The sequence below is a fragment of the Schauerella aestuarii genome, assembly GCF_009866805.1.
In the GTDB taxonomy this organism is placed as follows: domain Bacteria; phylum Pseudomonadota; class Gammaproteobacteria; order Burkholderiales; family Burkholderiaceae_B; genus Schauerella; species Schauerella aestuarii.
Map to the genome: position 1 here is coordinate 672,389 of NZ_SIZW01000039.1, position 20,947 is coordinate 693,335.

Here is a 20,947-nt window from a genome sequence, read left to right on the forward strand (position 1 = left end):
GCACGTCATGCAAGCAATGCGTTTGAAAGCTACGCAGGCCGTGCTGGCGGCGGTCTGCGCAATCGTCGCCACTGCGGCATCGGCCGCTCCGCCCAACCCCATTCAACTGCCTGGCGAGACCGTCAAGCTTAAGTCTTCGACCTTGCCCGGCTACGCGATTGCTCAGCAGAAGTGTGCCATGTGCCACTCGGTTGACTACATCGCCTATCAGCCTCCGGGCATGACGGTGAGCCAGTGGACGGCCGAAATGACCAAGATGCAGCATCTCTATGGCGCGCCAATCGACGACAGTGAAATCAAACTGCTGGGAATCTATCTTGCGGCGACCTATGGCGATGCAGCGAGCGTGACGATGGAAGATCGCGCCACCACCGATTCTGCACCAGTTGAACCCACAACGTCGAGGCCTGGCGCAGCCGGTGCGCCAGCCGCGGCAGGTGGCGCGATCGACGTGCATGCGCTGTTGAATGCAAATGCCTGTCTGGGGTGTCACGCCATTGCGCAGAAAGTCGTCGGACCCGCTTACCATGACGTGGCGGCCAAGTACAAAGCCGATCCTGGCGGGGTGGAAAAGGTCATCACGAGCATCAAATCCGGCAGTTCGGGGAAGTGGGGGGCAGTTCCCATGCCGCCTTTTGCGCAGTTGACGAATGCCGAACTGAAGGCACTGGCCGAGTTTGTGCTCAAGCAGTGAACATGCTTCACGCTGATGGTGATGGCGGTGCCAGAATCTTTCGCTATGTCGTTAGGGTCGACCAGGGAGGATCGCCGAATCCGTACCACGGATGGTGTTCTCTGGCGGTGTGCAAGCCGCAGATCCGCCGCACAGCGCACGTCGGTGACTGGATCGTCGGCTTGCGTAGCCGTGCCAACGATCAAGTCGTTTTCGCAATGCGTGTGGATGAGGTGGTGCCACTTGGCAACTACTGGTCCGACCCACGATTCCGAGCCAAGCGACCGGGAGGACGGCGGCCCCCAGACAATTTTTATCGAGTGGGGCGAGGTGGATTGCTTACAAGGGTGAGCAACACCCTGCATGGCGAGAAGCTTGCTGCGCAAGACATAAGCGGTCGCAATGCACTGGTGTCCTGGGAGTTTTGGTATTTCGGCAACCAGAGTCCCGAACTGCCCACCGAACTCGTGCACCTTGTCCATTCGGGACAGGGGCATTCGCTCCATGTGCGTCGGCGCCCGGATGACCTGCAAGCGTTGAAGGCTTGGTTGGCTCACTGGATGCCCGGGGTGATCGGGTCCCCGATCAATGCGGCGCAGCTCTAAGTGACCTCGGCTTGAGGGCAGCATGTATACCGCGTGACCTGAAGTGACGATCTCGATCAGTCGCGGATGTGAAGCAGGGATCGTGCTTGTAGCATCCTCCGATGCTCTCGGTCCACGCAGGCTTCGGTTAGAACGCTCAACAATGAACCCCGTATCCCCGAGCTCACCATTGACGCGAAGAGCTAGCAGCGGTCAACCGTCTCACTGCATGATTGAAGACGAGAAGAAATGAGTTGTTTGGTTATTGTGCGTCATGGCGAATCGCAATGGAACTTGGAACAGCGCTTTACCGGTTGGGCCGACGTTGATTTGACGCCGCGCGGGGTCGCACAGATGGAGCGCGCCGGAAAGACATTGCGCCAGCATGGCATTGAACTGAACGAGGCATATTCGTCCACGTTAACGCGATCCATCCGCTCGCTGTGGATCCTGCTAGACGCAATTGGAACGCTTTGGATTCCCGTGCGAATCGATTGGCGACTCAACGAGCGGCATTATGGCGCGTTAACCGGACAATCAAAGATGCAAGCTGAAAAGGAATATGGTGCCGCACTGGTGCAACGATGGCGGCGCGCCTACGATGCCGAACCGCCTCCGATCTCTGGCGAATCGGGAGTATTTGTAAAACTGGACCGTCGTTATGCAGGCCTACCTGCTAGTACTATACCGACGGGCGAATCCCTGCTTCAGACGGTTGCACGTGTGTCTGAGACATGGCGGGAATCCATAGCGCCAGCTTTACGCATGGGTCAGTCCGTCTTGGTCGTTGCACATGGCAATAGCCTGCGCGCACTCACAAAAATCATCGAAGGCACCGCAGATGCGGATATCGGACGGCTTGAAATAGCCAACGGTGAGCCACGTGTGTACGAATTTGATTCAGCGTTGACCCTTATCGATAAGCGAGTCCTGTCCCAATCATTGCAGAGCGCGTCGGATATCCTCTGATCCGCTCAGTTGCTAACGCCCAAGGCAGCGGGTGTCAAAAGTACAAGTATCCCGGATGCGTCAAATCCGCCTCCTTACCGCGTCGACAGCCACCAAGTTGCCGTTCAGAACGTCAATCGATCCAACCGAAGCCGCGCGCGGTCATCCGTGACCCGGCGGAGTATTGCGTACGCAGAGCATATTGAAGCCAAGGTGCTCGCACCGCAAAGCAGAAACATCACAAGAATCTGGTACTTCACTGCATTCAGTGGATCCATACCAGCAATGATCTGCCCAGTCATGATGCCAGGAAGGGTAATTATTCCTGCCGCGGACATCTGATTTATCGAAGGAAGTACGCCGCGTCGAACAGACACGGCTATAAGCGCAGAAAAAGCAATCCTGGGCGAGTCACCTAAAGCAAGACGCGCTTCGATTGCTGCCTGATCGTGACGCACGCCTGACAGCATGCTGTCCATACAGATACTTGCAGCATTTAGCACTGCGCCGAGCACAATTCCTACTAATGCGATCACGTAGCGAGGGTCATACCAAGGGTCAGGTCGCAATGCTGTGCTCAGAATGAATGCGACCGTCACGAAGGTCGCCGCACTAACGGCCATTGCCGCCACCCAGACGTTTCCGCCAGCTAGAAGACGGGCGCGAGGTCGTACCGTGACTTCAAGTATTGCCAAGCACATCATCACCAGAACGATAAGAGACGTTAGCCACGGACTTGCATGCGTAAAAACAAAGCTCAAGACCATGCCGACCAACAAAAGTTGAACTACGGTACGACAGGCTGCCCAAGCAATGCCACGTGTTAAGCCCAAGCTCAGAAGTTGGGACAGCAGCGCACTGATCACCACCAAAGAGGCTGCCAATGCCAAGTCGGTCCCACGTAGCTGAATCAGTTCCATGCCAACGTCACCTTGCCCTTGTGAACACGGTAAGCACAGTCGGCTAATCGCCTCGCCTGTGCATCATCGTGCGTCACAACCATCAACGCTATACCGTCCTGCATTTGGTCCCGTAGCACGTCCTCTACTTTCAAAGTTGTTTTTTCATCAAGTGCCGAGGTCGGCTCGTCGAGCAATAAAACCTGAGGGCGCCGCAGCAAGGAACGGAGAAGCCCCGCCCTCTGACGCTCGCCGCTGGATAATTGGTGGACCGAAGCGTCGATCCAACCGTGCATTAAGCCCAAGCTCGCTGCCATCTCCAGCGCCGCATCGCGATTGGGGAAATGATCGCAGATTGCATCCGACCACCATCCCACTTCAGCTGGGCAGTAGATAACTTTTTTTCGCCAATCTGGCGCTGTGATCATGGCCCGATCAACGCCGTCGAGCTCAATTTGACCGGTTCCTTCGTCTAGATCAGCGATCTGGCGCAACAGCAACGTCTTTCCCGATCCAGATGATCCGGTTATCGCGACACATTGACCATGTCCGATATCAAGGCTGGAACAAACAAGCCGTGCGCAAGCCACGTTGCGTAGCGAGAGACATGGGAATGGGATGGATGTCATTTTCTTTTCCCAAGCACTTTAGTTCCAGCTCTCAACAGAATAGATCCCACGCCTCCAGAAAATGCTGCAACGACTGCTGAGGCCACCATATCGAGGGGCCAATGAATACCAACGAAGATTCGTGCCCACGCAACCAGCACGCCCATCCCGAACATGATTGCTGCGAGCGCGGCATGGCCGCGAAACGCAAAAATGGCAGCGAAAGTCCAAACGAAAGTCGCATGCGAACTGGGCAAAGAATTATTTGCAGCATGATGCACCAACGCGGGTCCGAAGCCTGCCGCGAACGGCCTTGGATGAAACGCGTATAGGTTTGTCATCACCTCAATAAGACGCGCGATGACTTCTGCCAAGACAATTGCCACCCCGCATGCAGCGTCACGTTTCGTCAGGACGTAATAGAGAGCTAAAGACACGGCAAGATATACAGGAAACTCGGTCAACAAGCGCGCAGCCGCAACCAATTCCGCTGGCGCATCAGGCGTTCCTTGGAAAACCTTAAACGCAAACAGATTCCAAACTTCCAGATGTTTCCAGGGAGCCATAGTACTGTTCATGCATTTTTAGTGTGAGCAAGAATCGACAAGCTATTGGCCGTCAGCCTAGACCCATATATTCATTTGCTCGGGATCCTGAATAGACTATTCGATGCCGCAAGATGAGAGGATGAGACACGACCCGTCGAACTTTCGTGAAATTACATTAACGTTGATGACCGTCGGCAATGGGAGACCATGTGCCAATCATGCATGGAAAAGATTCGAATCAACCTGCCGTAGAGCTCCGCGTGCGTTTTCATACGGTCACAAAGGAACGGTCATTTGGAAATGCAGCGTGTTGTGCACGCTCGAACCAAGGGTAAGGTGTAGCCAGGATCCGTTCCATACACCAGCGGTAGCTACCCCTACGCAACAATTAGCCGGGTGTACCATCGGCTTGGAGTGCGGGGAACATTGAGTACCCAGATAGCAAGCCAATTCGTCCCGCAGTAAATCGCAGAAGATAGATGAATTCGCCATCACGCACTGTGCTCCGACTTGGTCGGGCAACGTGCGTGCGGGAAGATCAGGACATGTCGTGCCCTCGTCACAGCTGCTCGCCTATATGAGATTGCGTTGGCTCAGATTGGTCCGCCTGTACGGCCAAATTCAATTGGTGCTTTTGTGAAGAAGACGTCGACGGCCTCTTGTTTTATAGCCTCTAAAAGGCGATCGCAGATAGTCTCATCCAGCGCGATCGTCACCTCAACGGGCTGATCCGCGAGTTCGATGAAATGTGCAGAATGAAAGCGCCCGTCGTGACCAAAACTCTTACCCGCGCTGAACAAGGTCCCGCCAAACGCGCCATGTTCTCTAGACAGCTCGAGCAGCCACTCGGCCATCGACTTCTTGCCGTGCCGCCGATCCTGCTGAGTGTAGAACGTTAACTGGTAACCCTTCATGATGATCTCCTTTTCAAAATGAATAATTCGTGGATCGCTACGCGGAGATCGGTGCATAGACAGACTCACTGCCTATCAGACCAACGCATTGCGTATATCTCATACTTGTGACTCTCCAGATAGTGACGCGTCAGTTTTTCTGAGTGCTAGATTTACAGATCGCAGTGATCGGTTGGTGGTCTTGTGGACGCGATTAGTTTATGTAACAAGCTTGTCGCGGAACCCCGTGCAGGAATAGGACGGTACAGGCACAATGCAGTCATGTCAGTGCTCAATCTGGATAAGGATCCTCGGCTTATTTTTCAGGCGTACCTCCCATCGATTGCTGGCGAAGTTGCTTGCGGTATGCCCCGAGTTCCGATATCCGTAGTCCTTCAGGCAGCACGCGATGCTTAGAGTGGCCGACACGCTGCGCGTGGTATACCCCGCTATGGCCAGAGAAGAGATACGCCGCGATGCAGGCGATGGCGGAAAATGGCGCGATGTCCGGGCCGAACAGTTCAATGGCCATGACAATGGTAGCTATCGGCGTGTTTGCTGCGCCCGCAAACACCGCGACAAATCCCAGGCCCGCGAGCATCGAGAAGGGCAGATGCAGAAGGGGAGCCAGGGCGTTGCCGAGCGTTGCACCGATGTAAAAAAGGGGAGTGACCTCGCCGCCCTTGAATCCCGTTCCAAGGGAAGCCACCGTGAACAGCAGTTTGCCTAAAAAGTCCCATGGAGCAATGGGTTGTCGGAAGGCTTGAACGATGGACGGAATACCCAGACCAATGTAGCGGTAGCCGTCCACCGCCCATACGGCCACCGCCACGACTAAACCGCCTATTAACGGCCGAAGCGGCGCGTATGGCACATGCCGCTTCATGAACGCACCGATTGCGTGGGCACTATTGGCAAAGATCATGCCGATCAAGCCAAACAGAATGCCGGCAGCAACCACGCTCAGCACGCTCATTACGCCCAAAGGGGCTACTTCTAACACCGAGTAATGCGTGTGATGCACACCTAAAAGGAGTCCGATCCGGTCGGCAGCGATGGCTGCTACCATGCACGGGAATAGAGCGTCGTAGCGCATGCGGCCGATCGCCAGTACCTCCAGGCCGAAGATGGCGCCGGCCAATGGCGTGCCGAAAACAGAAGAAAAACCGGCGGCCATACCCGCCATGAGAATGATGCGCCGGTTTTCGGGGCGCATGCGCAGGACATGCGTGAGTCGATCGGCAAGTGCGCCGCCCATCTGTACAGCCGTCCCTTCACGCCCCACCGACGCACCGAACAGATGCGAAACCACCGTACCTATGAGCACCATGGGTACCATACGCAGAGGGATGACCCTCTTGGGGTCATGAATCTCATCGATGATTAGGTTATTGCCCGCCTCTACGGGCCGCCCCATCCGCAGATAGCACCAACCGACGACGAAACCAGCAATCGGCAACAACCAGATCAGCCAAGGATAGGCTTCGCGTGTGGAGGTTGCCCAATCAAGCGCATGAAGGAAGAAAGCGGAGGCGCTGCCGGCCAGGCACGCGACGATGAAGGAGAGAACTAGCCATTTGCCTATGTAGGGCAGGAGGTCTAGTTGTTCTAGGTGTGTTGTGCGCGGCATAAGATCAAGGTTCTAGGGGCGATATACCCTGATCTACGCAGCCATAGGACGCAAAAAATGCCTACAGCCCCAGTAAAACCAGGGGCCTGTAGGCATCATCAGCCGCAGTGAATAACAGCGGCGGTTAACGGAGGAATGCCATCTCCGAAATACAGCTTGATCGTAGCAGTCGCGGGACGGCGGTGCAAGCGGGGCTATCTTAGGAAGGTAACGCCGCATACACTGATGCGCGCCTGCAGACCAGCATGCAGGACGACGGCGGCCTGTTCTTGCGCGGTCTCGACCCGGACGGACTTTTCCAGAACGGCCACGCGCGTCCAGCCATCTTCGGCCTTCACCGTGTGACGCGTGCCCAGCGCGAGTGCCTTACCCGGGCGGGTGCGCACGAGAAGGGCCGGGGCGTGGTGGCGGGATCGCGATGCGTGGAGACCAGAATGGCGCCCGATCGCAGGTACCGGATGCGGGCATAGGCGTCGTATGAGACGTCGATGGCGGTATCGGTGTCCATCAGTATGGACGAGCCGTCGGTAAGCATGATGTTGCGCCGTTCGCCGATGGCGCTGTGATAGTCGGCGGTCCAGCCTACCCACGGCAGCGTGCGCCAACCCGGCCAGGAGGCGATGCCGCCGCCTGCTACGAGGCCGAAGTTACGCAGCACACTGCGGCGTGACGGCTTGGCCGGTGCTAGCGTAGGGCGGGCGATGCTGCCTGGCAGACGGCCCATCTGGCAGCAGACCTGCTCGACCTTGCTTCATGCGGCGCGGTGGGCGGCGTCGGCGGCGAGCCAGTGGCTTTAGGCGTGGCGATCGTTGGCGGTGACGGCTTCCGAGTTAAGGCGCGTGTACAAGGTGGCGGCCTGCTTGGTAGCGCGCAGGTCCCGCACGCTGGGAGTTGTCTCCTTAGACGTCGGCGTGCCGCTCACGGCAAGAGCAGGCAACAATGCACCATGGCGCGCGACAGATAATTGTCCACGCAGCGACGCGATACCCCTAGACGGTTGGCAATCTCAGCATAGGGAAGGTCTTCGCACTGCGCCATCAGGAAGGCCTGCTTGACCTTCAATCCGAGTCCGTCGAGCATGGCGTCGATCTCGATCACGGCACTACGCAACACGGCCCTCGTTTCTAGCGAAGGCACCTCCTGCGGTGGCAGTGCGGCCAAGACCTCGAGATAGGTTCGCTCCAGCGTGTGACGACGGAAAATCGATCATCAGGCTTTGGGCGATGGTCGCCAGGTAAGCGCGCGGTTTTCCGATCGCAGCGGCAGGGTCGGTGCTGGCCGCGCAGAATCGCCCAATATGCGTCTTCAACACCCTCACGAAGGTGTCCTGCATTAGATCAGCCGCGTCGAACGGATCACCCACACGACGCCGCAACCACCCCAATAGCCACCCGTAGTTATCACTGCAAAACGTATGCATCGCTGATTCGGTAGTAGGAGGAGGAGTGGACACCAGGCGCTCCGGATTGGCAATTTAGTGATGAGAATTAAATCAATTTTCCATCAGACACGCGGTTTTTGGCATGCCGCTCCCGAGTGGCTGACATGGGCCGAAAGCCGGCATGAATGAATGATTGATTCCGACCCCAAGCGGCCGCTCGCGGATCCCATAGCTGCCCCTTAACCAGAAAACGCCTCTCGAGAGCGTTCTAGAACTACTATGCGGACCCTGACTACCAAACTACTCCACAATCTTACATACTTCCCCAGTATGTAAGATTGTGAAGCAGGGAATGATTGCTGACATGCAGCATAGAATGAGGAGAATGCGACGATGGATTCGCAGGGCTCACCCATCTTGACGCCCATCGCTTTGATTTCGGCGCGGCACGCCACCACACAGCCATCGTTGTTCTGGATGCCCTAACAATTAGAAAAAATGAGCTCGCGCTTTCTTGAAGTTTTCAAGGACTAACACTTTTAAGCATCTGCATGGCCGATCCGAGGATCTAAGGCTATTTGCTATCGCTACGAGAGAGATCCGACAGGGCTTCCAAGAGCGCAACGTTGTTGCCTGTCTCATCATTGCCTCTTGCATTGATTCTAATATTCAATAATAATTGAATTATGGAAGAAGATGATGTCGTTAAAGCTTTGGCCGCGCTCGCACAGCAGAGCCGTCTTCGCGTGTTCCGCGCGCTCGTGATCGCCGGGCCTGACGGATTGACGCCAGGAGCCATGAGCGATGCGCTTGCACTTCCCGCGACCAGTCTTTCATTCCACCTGAAGGAACTGACCCACGCGGGCCTAGCCTCTCAGGAGCGCCAAGGCCGCAATCTCATCTACAGAGCGGCGTTCGACAAAATGAACGGACTGCTGGCATATCTCACCGACAACTGTTGCCAAGGCGAAGCTTGCGCTCTGGAAGGAAACGTTGCCTGCGACTGTTGAAGTCGATGCTGGCCGACGCTGGCATCCCATGTTCCTCCACCACGTTTGCTCTCGAGAACCGTCATGGCTGATCGCACACTCAATGTGCTCTTTATCTGCACCGGCAATTCCGCCCGCTCCATCTTGGCCGAAGGCATGCTGAATCAGCTGGGTGCCGGCCGATTCAACGCATACTCTGCCGGCAGCCAACCAAAGGGCGAAGTGCACCCGCTGGCCCTCGACACTTTGCGCTACCTGCACTTCAACGACACCGGATACCGCAGCAAGAGCTGGGCAGAATTTTCGGCCGAAGGTTCGCCGCCAATGGACCTCGTGATCACGGTCTGCGACAACGCGGCCAAAGAGGTATGCCCGGTATGGCCCGGCCAACCCATCACAGCCCACTGGGGCGTGGCAGACCCTGCAGTCGTGGAGGGATCGGACGACGCCAAGAAGCGCGCATTCCGAGACACGGCACTCACGCTCAAACGTCGTATCGAGTTCCTTCTATCTCTACCACTCGCTAAGCTCGAGGCTCTGGCCATCCAGCGCGAAGTGCGCGATATCGGCACGCGCTGAAATGACGACAAATGTTCTGATTCTCTGCACGCACAACTCGGCCCGAAGCGTTTTGGCTGAGGGCATGTTGAACCACTGGGCAAGTAAGCTCGGTGCAGACCTGCAGGCATACAGTGCCGGCAGTGCCCCGAAAGGCCATATCAACCCAATGGCGATTGACGTCCTGCAACGCGCAGGCGTCGACACATCCGGTTATCGCAGCAAAAGCTGGGATGAATTTTCCGGCAACACCGCACCCGCCATGCGGGTGGTGATCACGGTGTGCGACGACGCGGCCCACGAGACCTGCCCTTACTGGCCGGGATCGCCTGTAAAGATCCATTGGGGCTACCCTGACCCTTCCGACGTCGGCACGACCGATTCCGAAAAGCGTGCCGCCTTCGAGTCGACGCGCCAAGCGATTGGCGAGCGTATGCAGGCGCTGGCGAAGGTGCAGTTCGACGCCCTGAGCGACATGCAGCTACGCGTGGTGCTCGAAGCCCTTTGAGGCCAAGGCCTCTATCAACTTAGCGCTCCCATGCTGACCGCCATCGTCATCTTCATCTTTACGCTTGTCTTGGTAATCTGGCAGCCGCGCGGCCTGGGCATCGGCTGGAGCGCGTCTCTAGGGGCTGTGATCGCGCTAACCCTGGGTGTCGTCCATCTGGCCGACATTGCCGTGGTCTGGGGATTTGTCTGGAACGCGACCGCCACGTTCGTCGCCGTCATCATCATCAGCCTGCTGCTCGATGAAGCCGGGTTTTTTGAGTGGGCCGCGCTGCACGTTGCACGATGGGGCGGCGGTCGCGGTCGGCTGCTGTTCGCGTTCATCGTGCTGCTAGGTGCTGCCGTGTCAGCGCTGTTCGCCAACGATGGTGCCGCGCTCATCCTTACACCCATCGTCATGGCCATGCTGATCGCTCTCGGTTTTACACCGGCTGCGACGTTGGCTTTCGTGATGGCCGCCGGCTTCATCGCGGATACCGCCAGCCTGCCACTGATCGTCTCCAATCTGGTCAACATCGTTTCGGCCGACTTCTTCGAGATCAGCTTCAACAGTTACGCCTCGGTGATGGTGCCAGTGAATATCGCTGCGGTACTGACCAGTCTGCTGGTGTTGACGCTGCACTTCCGTCGTAGCATCCCTGCGACCTACGACATGAACCAACTCAAGGCGCCCGACGAAGCGATCCGCGATCGCGCAACGTTCCGCGCGGGTTGGGTGGTGCTGGTGCTCCTGCTGATCGGCTTCTTCGGACTCGAACCGCTGGGCGTGCCCGTGAGCGCCGTTGCTGCCCTCGGTGCCGTCATCCTGCTCGGTGTCGCGGCGAGGGGGTCAATAATCAGCACGAAGAAGGTTCTTCGCGGGGCGCCGTGGCAGATCGTCGTCTTCTCGCTGGGGATGTATTTGGTCGTTTACGGGCTGCGCAATGCGGGCCTGACCGACCACATCGCATCGCTGCTCAACGTCTTCGCGCAGAGTGGTATTTGGGGTGCGGCCTTGGGGACCGGCTTTCTCACTGCGATCCTTTCTTCGGTGATGAACAACATGCCGACCGTGCTGATCGGTGCACTGTCGATCGATGCCTCAAACGCCAGCGGCATCGTCAAGGACGCGATGATTTATGCCAACGTCATCGGCTGCGACCTCGGCCCGAAGATCACGCCGATCGGCAGCCTTGCCACGTTGCTCTGGCTACACGTGCTCGCCAAGAAGGGAACGACGATCGCCTGGGGCTACTACTTCAAGGTTGGCATCGTGCTCACTTTGCCCGTTCTGTTCGTTACTTTGGCCGCATTGGCGCTTCGCCTTAGCCTTAGCCTTGCCTAAACGGTATCACTCCAATCCCAAATTCGATCCCATGACCGACATCACCATCTATCACAACCCGGCCTGCGGCACGTCCCGAAACGTGCTTGCACTCATTCGTAATTCCGGTGAAGAGCCAAAGGTCATCGAGTACCTCAAAAATCCGCCAGACCGCACCACGCTCAACACGCTGATCACCGCTTTAGGCATGCCGGTGCGTGATTTGCTGCGCCAGAAGGGCACGCCCTACGACGAACTGGGTTTGGCCGACTCGAAGTGGACCGATGCCCAGTTGATCGACTTCATGCTGCAACATCCGATCCTTATCAACCGACCCGTCGTTGTGACGCCGCTCGCCACGCGCCTGTGCCGCCCGTCTGAAGCCGTGCTGGATATCTTGCCGCAGCCGCAGCAGAGGGCATTCTCCAAAGAGGATGGCGAAACGGTCATTGACGCAAAGGGACAGCGTGTCGATAAATCCTGATATCCCGAACGTTGATACAACGACATTCCAGCAGCCTGATCTGAATCGACTGCTTCCCCAAACCCAAGCGACTCACGCGCCGCGGATCCTGCTGCTGCATGGGTCGTTACGCGAACGTTCGTACAGCCGGCTGGTGACCGAGGAAGCCTCGCGGCTGCTACAAGCGATGGGTGCAGAGACGCGCATGTTCAATCCGAGTGGCTTGCCGCTTCCCGATGCGGCACCTGAGGATCATCCCAAAGTGCAGGAACTGCGCGATCTGGCGCAATGGTCGGAAGGAATGGTGTGGTGCTCACCCGAGCGTCACGGCACCATGACCGGCATCATGAAAGCGCAGATCGACTGGATTCCCCTGGCCATAGGTTCTGTGAGACCTACGCAAGGCAAGACGCTGGCGGTGATGCAGGTCTCTGGCGGTTCTCAGTCGTTCAACGCGGTAAATCAGTTACGCATACTCGGGCGCTGGATGCGCATGATCACCATCCCGAATCAGTCTTCGGTAGCCAAGGCTTTCCTGGAGTTTGAAGATAATGGCCGCATGAAGCCCTCACCTTATTACGAACGCGTGGTTGATGTGATGGAGGAACTGGTGAAGTTCACGCTGCTCACACGAGGCTGCGCCGACTATCTGGTTGACCGCTATAGCGAGCGACGCGAGAGCGCTGAGGCGCTGTCGAAGCGCGTTAATTTGCGGAGCATCTGATCGAGCCGTTGCAAAGCAGAACCACGACCACCGTGATGCTGGGCCTTGCCCAGACGCTGGCGTGGGCTTCGTCGTACTACCTTCCGGCCGTGCTGGCGGGTGCTATCGGCAGAGATATCGGAACGTCAGCCTCCACGATCTTTGGCGCATTTTCCGTGGCCCTCTTGGTTGCTGCTGCCGTAGGTCCCTATGCTGGACGGCTTATTGACAGACTGGGCGGTCGCCCCGTTCTTATTGCGAGCAACCTTGTATTTGCCGCAGGACTTGCCTTGCTCAGCCAGGCCAATACGACAATCCACGTCTTCGGGGCATGGGCTGTGATGGGGCTGGCCATGGGCAGCGGTCTTTACGAATCTGCATTTGCCACCGTCGTGCGCCTGCACGGGGCAGACGCAAGACGTGCCATCACGGGGATCACCTTGCTCGCAGGCTTTGCGAGCACGGTAGGGTGGCCGCTGTCTACCTATCTCGAAAGTACGGTCGGATGGCGTGGCGCGTGCCTGGCGTGGGCTGCAATGCACATCATCATCGGGCTGCCGCTCAACGCGCTGCTGCCACGCGTGACACGGGTGGTTGTGGCGTCGAAGGGCACCACAACTAAAGATACCGCGGGTGCCGGACTCTCGCCTGCTCAACGGCACCGCACGGCCCTCCTGATGGCTATCGTTTTTGCCCTGACCTGGTTCAACAGCACGGCGATGGCTGCGCACTTGCCAGAACTTTTTTTGGCCACTGGCGCAACATTGACCATCGCGGTTGGAATCGCTGCTCTTGTCGGACCTGCGCAAGTGGCCGGGCGACTGATCGATTTTATCTTCCTGAGAAGGGCACACCCGCTTCTTTCGGCGCGGTTGGCCACGTTGGCGCATCCGCTCGGCGCGCTTTGCCTTGGCCTCTTCGGCACTTCGGCCGCAGCGGCTTTCGCTGTGCTGCACGGGGTCGGTAACGGGATCCTTACGATCGCCATTGGTACGTTGCCGCTGATGATCTTCGGTGCCAAGGGCTATGGAGAGCGTCAGGGCTTTCTTATGGTGCCGGCACGCGTGGTGCAAGCCGCTGCGCCGTTTGTCTTCGGGCTCGCCGTTGAGGGTTGGGGTGTTGCGTCATTGTGGGTTTCTGTCTTTTTGTCACTTGCCGCTTGCCTGGCGCTGGCCATCATGACCGCACTAATCAATCGTTCGAAGAGCGGCGATACATTCGACGCAACCCTTTAAGCAGAATCGCAACAATGCCAGCGCCAACCATCAAAAAAAATGACTCGAGGTTTTGCGGTCGACTAAATGTTCGACGCATTTGGCTGAAGAATTGAGACAACTTCTTCCGTGGCCATATCTCTGACCAAAGCCGGTTCGTTCAGCAGCATTTGGTTGAGGGATGCAAGCTTTGCCAAGTCTGCCCGGGTGGCAGCGAGTTCGATAACCAAATGTCGAAGGTGCCAGCGATTACTACGTGACGGTAGTACCACGCCGGCATCCCAAAATTTGACGCCTGAAGCCTTTGACCCAAGTGAAAAGAGATCTTCGGCGTACTGCTTCGACTTAGCCCGGCGTGTAAATTGCATCCAATCTTTTGCGCTCAGCGGTCGTCATTTCTGCGGCATCTGCAGAAACCTGATTGCGCGTGACGGCGCTCTTGGGCTGGAACCAGACAGGCTTTGCGACGTTCAGGTAGGCATAGTTCCAACTGCGCCGATCCTGTTGCGCGCGGCTCAGTTCATCCTGCACCTGCGCTCGCGTCTTGGTTGTTGCAGCGTGCGAAGCATCATAGGTGTATCCCACTTCCGTGTCGTTGAGGTCCCATTGACCTGCGGTGGCCAACGCGGGAATCGTGAAGATGATGCCCGCGATGAAAGTGCGGGCGAGATGGCGAATCTTCATTTGTAGATCTCCTTGATTATCGAGCACGAGAACGTCATTGAAATAGTGCGTTCGCGTGTATCGCCGTTGTGGCGATGTCGACACTCTAATGAGCGGCCGCCGTCAATTTGCCCACGCCTTCATTACATGTTCGTTATCGATCGACGAGACGCCTGCTGCTGTCATGCGTGCAATCAAGCCAATCCGGAAAGCACAGCGCCGCAACATTACAGAAACGTAATCTGGCAGTGGGTATTGCGAAAGGCACCGACCGCTAAAGTGCGTCGGCTGATGAAATCCATTGGGATACGTCGTCAGTCAACCGATTGCACTTCGTGCGTCTATCCATCAGGTCTTTTCATGCGACGCTCAATTGTCTTTCTGGCGCTTGCCGCCGCCTTGGCTTTCCCAGCAGCAGCCCAACCTATTTCATCTCAGCGATTCGACGCCGCTTCGGCTTACCGTGAACCCCCCGGAGAACTGACACTTGAAGCAGCGTTGGAATTGGTGCTGTCGACCAACCACAGTCTGTCCGCTGCTCGCAATCTGGCTGCATCATCAGCGGGCGCTGTTACCCAAGCGGGCGTATTACCGAACCCCACGGTGGGATTTGAGGTGGAAGACACCAATCGCAAAGCGACCCGCACGACCACAGGATCGTTGAGCATGCCGATCGAGCTTGGTGGTAAACGACGTGCACGCATGGCAACTGCCGAACTTGGCGGCAGAATGGCATTGAGTGACCTCGAAGTGACCCGAGCCGACATCAAGTCACAAACCATCGCGGCATTTTTCGATGTGTTGATTGCGCAGGAACAGGTGGCATTGGCCAAGAGCGCCCTCGACCTGTCGCAAAGCGCGACACGTGTCGCCAATCGACGGGTGCAAGCGGGCAAAGTCGCACCGTTGGAAGAAAGCCGGGCGCAGGTGGAACAGGCCAATGCGGAGCTTGAGCTTAATGAATCCGAAGTTGGGTTGACGCTCGCAAGACGAACGTTGTCGGCGCTCTGGGGCAACCCCAGACCCGCCTTCAGTGCGGCACGCGGCGATCTCAATGCCTTGCCTTCGCGCCCGGCGCTCGACGACTTGATCAGCGCACTCGAACGTTCGCCACAGCTTGAATCGGCGAGGCTCGCGGTCGAAAAAAGCCAATCGCAGATTCAGCTGGAGCGCAGCAAGCGATATCCCGACCTGACTGTGAGTGTGGGCGTCATGCGCGATCAGGAGTTGGGCCGCAATCAACCGACAGTCGGCGTGTCCATTCCCTTGCCACTCTTCGATCGGAACCAGGGAAATCTCTATGAGGCGTCAATGCTGGCCTACAAAAGCCAGGATGATTACCGCGGCATGCGTCTGCAGCTCGAAACCGAGCTACAGGCCGCTGCAAGCCAATTCGATCTCTCTCGCGACGCCGCGCAGAAACTGAATACGCTGATATTGCCCACCGCCCGCCAGTCGTTCGATACCGCGCAACGCGGATTCGAAGCAGGCAAGTTTAGCTTCACCGAGGTTCTCGATGCGCAACGCAGCCTGTCTCAGGCGCGGGCGCGCTATCTCACCGTTCTTTCAACCACCTATCAAGCCGTGGCGCGGATCGATCGCATCCTGGGCCGTTAAGTGAGATTACCGATGAAACGTATTGAACGTCCGCTTGCGGCTTATTTGTCACGCGCGGCACTCTTAGGGGCACTGCTTGCACCGATGTCACTGGCCCCCAGTCTGGCGATCGCGGCTGAGCGCACAGGGGAAGCGTCGCATGGCGGCCACGCCGGCGGCGCCGATCACGATGAGGATGATGACCATGGCAAGGGCCCGAATGGCGGCGAGGTGACGCAGGCCGGTGGCATGGAGATCGAATCGCTCCTTTCCGAGGCTGGCGGCAAGCCCCGTCTTAAGCTCTGGGCCATGCTCGATGAAAAGCCGTTGGCTTCTGGCAACCTGAAGGCAACAGGCACGCTCTTGCGTCCAAACGGCGAGCGCGTGCGCATCACGTTCTCGAACGTCGATGGCACGCTGCAAAGCGACCAAGTGATCGCCGAGCCTCATTATTTCTCGCTTGAGATCGATGTGATCGCAGCACGCGAGAATAAACAGGCCAAGGTGACCGTGGTGCGACGTGAAGGGCTGATCGAACTAAACGACGAACAAATCAAAACTGCCGGCTTGAAACTCGACACGGCCGGCCCCTCGACGCTTCAGACTACGCTACCGTTTCCCGGCGAAATCAAGTTCAACGAAGATCGCACGGCGCATGTGGTGCCGCGGTTGAACGGTATCGTCGAAAGCGTGCCCGCGGCCTTGGGACAGCAGGTCAAGACAGGTGAAGTCCTGGCCGTGATCGCCAGCACGGCGCTCGCCGATTTGCGCAGTGAATACATGGCTGCGCAGCGTCGCGCGGCATTGGCGAGCACGGTCTACAAGCGCGAACGCACGCTGTGGCAGGAGAAAGTCTCGGCCGAGCAAGATTTCTTGCAAGCCCGCGCCGCGATGGAGGAAGCCCATATCACGCTGCAAAACGCAAAGCAGAAGTTGGCCGCCATCGGTGCAGACTCGTCACCCACCCAACAACTCGGACGCCTGGAGCTGCGTGCCCCCTTTGATGGGATGGTCATTCAGAAGCACATCACATTGGGCGAATCGATCACAGAAGCCACGACCGTGTTCACGCTGTCCGACCTGCGTACCGTGTGGGTCGAATTCCAGATTGCGGCCAAGGACCTGGAGAGCGTACAAGTCGGGAAAAAAGTGGAGGTTTCCAGCGCTGCGTTCTCCGGCAAGGCGGTAGGCACGATCGCTTACGTTGGCGCATTGGTCGGCCAACAAACCCGTACGGCGACGGCACGGATAAGCCTGGAGAATCCGAACATGGCGTGGCGACCTGGCATCTTCGTAACGGTGGCGGTTGTCGTCAGCGAAACAAATTCGGGCATTACGGTGTCTTCAGATGCCATACAGACCGTTGAAAACAGCCCGGCAGTGTTCATCGCCGTGCCGGATGGCTTCATCGCTCAGCCCGTCATCCTCGGAAAAAGCACCAATAACCGGGTGGAGATCATCAGGGGGCTGACGCCTGGGGTGAAGTATGTGGCTGCGAACAGCTTCATCCTCAAGTCGGAACTGGGTAAAGCCAGCGCCGAGCACGCCCACTGATACGGAGCCACCTCAACATGTTCGAACGTATCATTCGCTTCGCCATCGAACAACGCTGGCTGATCATGCTGGCGGTGCTCGGGATGGCGGCGCTCGGAATATACAACTACAACCGACTCCCCATCGACGCGGTTCCCGATATCACCAATGTTCAAGTTCAGGTGAACGTGGGCGCACCTGGCTACTCGCCGCTCGAAGTGGAACAACGCATTACTTACCCCATCGAAACTGTGATGGCGGGTTTGCCCGGGCTGCAGCAGACGCGCTCCATATCGCGATATGGTCTGTCACAGGTCACAGTGATCTTCAAGGACGGCACCGATATTTACTTTGCGCGCCAGTTGGTCAATCAACGACTGCAGGAAGCGACGGAGAATCTGCCTGAAGGAATCAATCCGGCGATGGGACCGATCTCCACCGGACTCGGCGAAATCTACCTCTGGACGGTGGAATCCGAACCAGACGCACGCAAACCCGACGGCTCGCCTTATACCTCCACGGACCTGCGCGAGATTCAAGATTGGGTCATCAAGCCGCAATTGCGCAATGTGGCTGGGGTCACGGAGATCAATTCGATCGGAGGCTTTGCACGGGAATACCAGGTATCGCCAAACACCGAACAGCTGGCTGCCTTTGGCTTATCCTTGGCTGATGTGGTTACCGCGCTCGAGAAAAACAACACCAATGTCGGCGCGGGCTACATCGAACGCAACGGCGAACAATACCTGTTACGGGCACCCGGCCAGGTGCGCTCGATCGCGGACATCGAAGAGATTATCGTCGGCACGGCAGGGGGGCAACCCATCCGTGTGCGCGATATCGCTGAGGTGGCACTCGGACGTGAACTGCGTACCGGTGCCGCAACCGAGAATGGCCGAGAGGTCGTGCTTGGCACGGTATTTATGCTGATCGGCGAAAACAGCCGTTCCGTGTCGCAAGCCGTTGCCACTAAAATGGCGGAAATCAATCGCTCGCTGCCCGAGGGTGTGCACGCCGTTACGGTGTACGACCGCACCGTGTTGGTCGACAAGGCGATCGATACGGTGAAAAAGAATCTGCTTGAGGGCGCGATTCTGGTAATCGTGATTCTGTTCCTGTTCCTCGGCAACATTCGGGCTGCCATCATCACAGCGATGGTGATTCCGCTTTCGATGCTGTTTACATTCACAGGCATGGTGACCTATAAAGTCAGCGCCAATCTCATGAGTCTTGGGGCGCTGGACTTTGGCATCATCATCGATGGTGCTGTCGTCATCGTGGAAAACTGCGTTCGCCGGCTTGCGCACGCTCAGGAACATCACAAACGACCGCTCACGCTTGCCGAGCGCTTTCACGAAGTGTTTTCTGCTGCAAGAGAATCCCGGCGGCCGTTGCTATTCGGCCAATTGATCATCATGGTCGTCTATCTCCCCATCTTCGCGTTGACGGGTGTCGAAGGACGCATGTTTCATCCCATGGCCTTCACCGTCGTGATCGCGTTGATCGGCGCAATGATCTTGTCGATCACTTTTGTACCGGCAGCCGTTGCGCTCTTCATCGGCAAAAAGGTGGCCGAAAAGGAAAACCGGTTGATGTCGCTGGCCAAGCGCGGCTACGCGCCGCTGCTTGACTGGGCTTTCAACCACAGTAAAGTCGTCTTTGCGTTGGCGATCGTGTCGGTGATTGCCACGGGCGCGGTGGCCAGCCGTATGGGCAGCGAATTCATTCCAAATCTCAATGAAGGAGATCTGGCGATCCAGGCATTGCGGATCCCCGGAACCAGTCTCTCTCAATCGGTGGCGATGCAGCAGCAGATCGAAGCGCGGCTCAAGGAGAAGTTTCCGGAAATAGAACGCATCTTTGCGCGTACCGGCACGGCAGAAATCGCGTCCGACCCGATGCCACCCAATATCTCCGATGGCTACATCATGCTCAAGCCCATCGATCAATGGCCGGCACCGCGTAAAACCCGTGACGAATTGCTCGTCGCCATTCAGGACGAGGCTAACAAAGTACCCGGCAACAACTACGAATTCTCCCAGCCAATTCAGTTGCGTTTCAATGAGCTGATCTCGGGCGTCAGAAGCGACGTCGCCGTGAAAATCTTCGGCGACGATAACGATGTGCTGAACGCGACGGCCCAGGAGATCGCCGAAGTATTGACCAGGGTCGAAGGCGCCACCGAGGTCAAGATCGAACAGACAAGCGGCCTGCCTGTGCTGACCGTCGATATCGACCGGGCGAGGGCAGCACGCTATGGCCTGAACATGCTCGAAGTACAGGAGACGCTGGCGATTGCCATTGGCGGCCGTGAAGCGGGGACGTTTTTCCAGGGCGACCGGCGCTTCGATATCAGTGTGCGATTGCCCGATACCGTACGAGAGAACCTGGACGCGATTCGTCAGTTGCCGATTGCCCTGCCAAAGAACGGGGGAGAGGAACGAACGGCCTATATCCCGCTCAGCGAGATCGCCACGCTCACGCTCGCACCAGGCCCCAACCAAATATCGCGTGAGGATGGCAAGCGACGAATCGTCGTCAGCGCCAACGTGCGCGGCCGCGATCTGGGCTCGTTCGTGCCGGCAGCGGCACAAGCCATCAGCGAGGTCAAGATTCCCTCAGGTTACTGGATCAGTTGGGGCGGCACCTTTGAACAACTTCAATCAGCGTCCAAACGATTGCAGATCGTGGTGCCTGTCGCACTGTTACTGGTATTCGCGCTGCTTTTTGCGATGTTCGGCAATGTGCGCGACGGCCTGATCGTCTTCACTGGCATTCCATTTGCGCTGACGGGAGGGGTGCTGGCGCTGTGGGCGCGCGGGATTCCGCTGTCCATTTCAGCTGCGGTTGGCTTTATCGCATTGTGCGGCGTGGCAGTGCTTAATGGCCTGGTGATGCTGTCATATATCGGCACGCTGCGGGAAGAGGGTAAGCGCCTGCAGGATGCGATCCGCATTGGCGCACTGACGAGGCTGCGGCCTGTCCTCATGACAGCGCTTGTCGCCTCGCTGGGTTTTGTGCCGATGGCGATCGCCACGGGCACGGGTGCGGAAGTGCAGCGACCCCTTGCAACGGTCGTGATCGGGGGCATTCTCTCTTCCACATTGCTCACACTGCTTGTGCTTCCGCTGCTGTATCGTCTTGCCCATCGGCGCGATCCGGACGAAGAGCCCTTGCAGACGCCTTCGCCTGCCGCTACCGGTCACCCATAGTTCAACAAGGGTCCGCGTTGGGAGCGCAGTGCGCTACGCGGC

The 20,947-nt window shown here is 57.6% G+C and carries 20 protein-coding genes, 1 pseudogene and 1 riboswitch; of the genes and pseudogenes, 13 read left to right on the forward strand and 8 right to left on the reverse strand.

Features of this window, described 5'->3' with window-relative positions; translation table 11 throughout:
- The first annotated feature begins 7 nt into the window (after positions 1-7).
- The 3 genes from sorB (at position 8) to EYW45_RS06015 (ending at position 2,226) form a co-directional block, all read left to right on the forward strand.
- Positions 8-694, forward strand: a complete 687-nt coding sequence (gene sorB, locus EYW45_RS06005) for a SorB family sulfite dehydrogenase c-type cytochrome subunit (protein WP_161134429.1) — start codon at positions 8-10, stop codon at positions 692-694.
- A 2-nt stretch (positions 695-696) separates the two neighbouring features.
- Positions 697-1,278, forward strand: a complete 582-nt coding sequence (locus EYW45_RS06010; RefSeq protein WP_161134430.1) for an Nmad2 family putative nucleotide modification protein — start codon at positions 697-699, stop codon at positions 1,276-1,278.
- 228 nt (positions 1,279-1,506) lie between these two features.
- Positions 1,507-2,226 (forward strand): 2,3-bisphosphoglycerate-dependent phosphoglycerate mutase, encoded by a 720-nt coding sequence (locus EYW45_RS06015; protein WP_161134431.1) that lies wholly within the window; start codon positions 1,507-1,509, stop codon positions 2,224-2,226.
- A 104-nt stretch (positions 2,227-2,330) separates the two neighbouring features.
- Here EYW45_RS06015 and EYW45_RS06020 read toward each other — a convergent pair whose 3' ends face one another.
- The 7 genes and pseudogenes from EYW45_RS06020 to EYW45_RS06050 all read right to left on the reverse strand — a co-directional run bounded on the left by EYW45_RS06020 (position 2,331) and on the right by EYW45_RS06050 (position 8,203).
- Positions 2,331-3,125: an ABC transporter permease gene (locus tag EYW45_RS06020; protein WP_161134432.1), complete on the reverse strand. Its 795-nt coding sequence runs from the start codon at positions 3,123-3,125 to the stop codon at positions 2,331-2,333.
- Positions 3,116-3,733, reverse strand: coding sequence for an ABC transporter ATP-binding protein (locus EYW45_RS06025; RefSeq protein ID WP_161134433.1), 618 nt, complete (start codon positions 3,731-3,733; stop codon positions 3,116-3,118). Before EYW45_RS06025 ends, EYW45_RS06020 begins: the two co-directional genes overlap by 10 nt.
- Positions 3,730-4,278 carry a phosphatase PAP2 family protein gene (locus tag EYW45_RS06030; RefSeq protein WP_161134434.1) on the reverse strand — a complete coding sequence of 183 codons (549 nt, stop codon included), beginning with the start codon at positions 4,276-4,278 and terminating at the stop codon, positions 3,730-3,732. The genes EYW45_RS06025 and EYW45_RS06030 overlap by 4 nt, the downstream gene beginning before the upstream one ends.
- A gap of 575 nt (positions 4,279-4,853) precedes the next feature.
- The gene (locus tag EYW45_RS06035) at positions 4,854-5,174 is read right to left on the reverse strand and encodes a DUF190 domain-containing protein (RefSeq protein WP_161134435.1); all 321 of its coding nucleotides are present in this window, start codon (positions 5,172-5,174) and stop codon (positions 4,854-4,856) included.
- Positions 5,175-5,469: 295 nt separating this feature from the next.
- On the reverse strand, positions 5,470-6,783 hold the full coding sequence (locus tag EYW45_RS06040; protein ID WP_161134436.1) for a voltage-gated chloride channel family protein: 1,314 nt from the start codon (positions 6,781-6,783) through the stop codon (positions 5,470-5,472).
- A gap of 82 nt (positions 6,784-6,865) precedes the next feature.
- Positions 6,866-6,938, reverse strand: a riboswitch (Fluoride riboswitch).
- A gap of 179 nt (positions 6,939-7,117) precedes the next feature.
- Positions 7,118-7,507, reverse strand: a complete 390-nt coding sequence (locus EYW45_RS24475; protein WP_235938871.1) for a FecR domain-containing protein — start codon at positions 7,505-7,507, stop codon at positions 7,118-7,120.
- Between the two features lie 194 nt (positions 7,508-7,701).
- Positions 7,702-8,203 (reverse strand): annotated as a pseudogene (locus tag EYW45_RS06050) (sigma-70 family RNA polymerase sigma factor).
- 647 nt (positions 8,204-8,850) lie between these two features.
- On the opposite strand from EYW45_RS06050, the gene EYW45_RS06055 reads away from it, so the two are divergent.
- The 7 genes from EYW45_RS06055 (at position 8,851) to EYW45_RS06085 (ending at position 13,922) form a co-directional block, all read left to right on the forward strand.
- On the forward strand, positions 8,851-9,174 hold the full coding sequence (locus tag EYW45_RS06055) for an ArsR/SmtB family transcription factor (RefSeq protein ID WP_161134437.1): 324 nt from the start codon (positions 8,851-8,853) through the stop codon (positions 9,172-9,174).
- A gap of 63 nt (positions 9,175-9,237) precedes the next feature.
- Complete coding sequence (locus EYW45_RS06060; protein WP_161134438.1) at positions 9,238-9,732, forward strand: arsenate reductase ArsC; 495 nt, start codon at positions 9,238-9,240, stop codon at positions 9,730-9,732.
- 1 nt (position 9,733) lies between these two features.
- On the forward strand, positions 9,734-10,219 hold the full coding sequence (locus EYW45_RS06065; RefSeq protein ID WP_161134439.1) for an arsenate reductase ArsC: 486 nt from the start codon (positions 9,734-9,736) through the stop codon (positions 10,217-10,219).
- A gap of 30 nt (positions 10,220-10,249) precedes the next feature.
- Positions 10,250-11,542, forward strand: coding sequence for an arsenic transporter (locus tag EYW45_RS06070; protein WP_161134440.1), 1,293 nt, complete (start codon positions 10,250-10,252; stop codon positions 11,540-11,542).
- A gap of 31 nt (positions 11,543-11,573) precedes the next feature.
- Positions 11,574-12,005 carry an arsenate reductase (glutaredoxin) gene (gene arsC / locus EYW45_RS06075; protein ID WP_161134441.1) on the forward strand — a complete coding sequence of 144 codons (432 nt, stop codon included), beginning with the start codon at positions 11,574-11,576 and terminating at the stop codon, positions 12,003-12,005.
- Positions 11,956-12,708, forward strand: coding sequence for an arsenical resistance protein ArsH (gene arsH, locus EYW45_RS06080; RefSeq protein WP_161134442.1), 753 nt, complete (start codon positions 11,956-11,958; stop codon positions 12,706-12,708). The genes arsC and arsH overlap by 50 nt, the downstream gene beginning before the upstream one ends.
- 35 nt (positions 12,709-12,743) lie before the next feature.
- Complete coding sequence (locus EYW45_RS06085) at positions 12,744-13,922, forward strand: MFS transporter (RefSeq protein ID WP_161134443.1); 1,179 nt, start codon at positions 12,744-12,746, stop codon at positions 13,920-13,922.
- Between the two features lie 324 nt (positions 13,923-14,246).
- Here EYW45_RS06085 and EYW45_RS06090 read toward each other — a convergent pair whose 3' ends face one another.
- Positions 14,247-14,585 (reverse strand): DUF4148 domain-containing protein, encoded by a 339-nt coding sequence (locus EYW45_RS06090; protein WP_161134444.1) that lies wholly within the window; start codon positions 14,583-14,585, stop codon positions 14,247-14,249.
- 126 nt (positions 14,586-14,711) lie between these two features.
- Here EYW45_RS06090 and EYW45_RS06095 point away from each other — a divergent pair, with 126 nt between their 5' ends.
- Genes EYW45_RS06095 through EYW45_RS06105 form a run of 3 tightly spaced genes read left to right on the forward strand, consistent with a single transcriptional unit; the run spans position 14,712 to position 20,905 of the window.
- Complete coding sequence (locus EYW45_RS06095; protein WP_328703596.1) at positions 14,712-16,181, forward strand: TolC family protein; 1,470 nt, start codon at positions 14,712-14,714, stop codon at positions 16,179-16,181.
- A 12-nt stretch (positions 16,182-16,193) separates the two neighbouring features.
- Positions 16,194-17,714: an efflux RND transporter periplasmic adaptor subunit gene (locus EYW45_RS06100; protein WP_161134445.1), complete on the forward strand. Its 1,521-nt coding sequence runs from the start codon at positions 16,194-16,196 to the stop codon at positions 17,712-17,714.
- 17 nt (positions 17,715-17,731) lie between these two features.
- A complete protein-coding gene (locus tag EYW45_RS06105; RefSeq protein ID WP_161134446.1) occupies positions 17,732-20,905 on the forward strand; it encodes a CusA/CzcA family heavy metal efflux RND transporter in 3,174 nt (1,057 codons plus the stop codon).
- Positions 20,906-20,947: the final 42 nt, after the last annotated feature.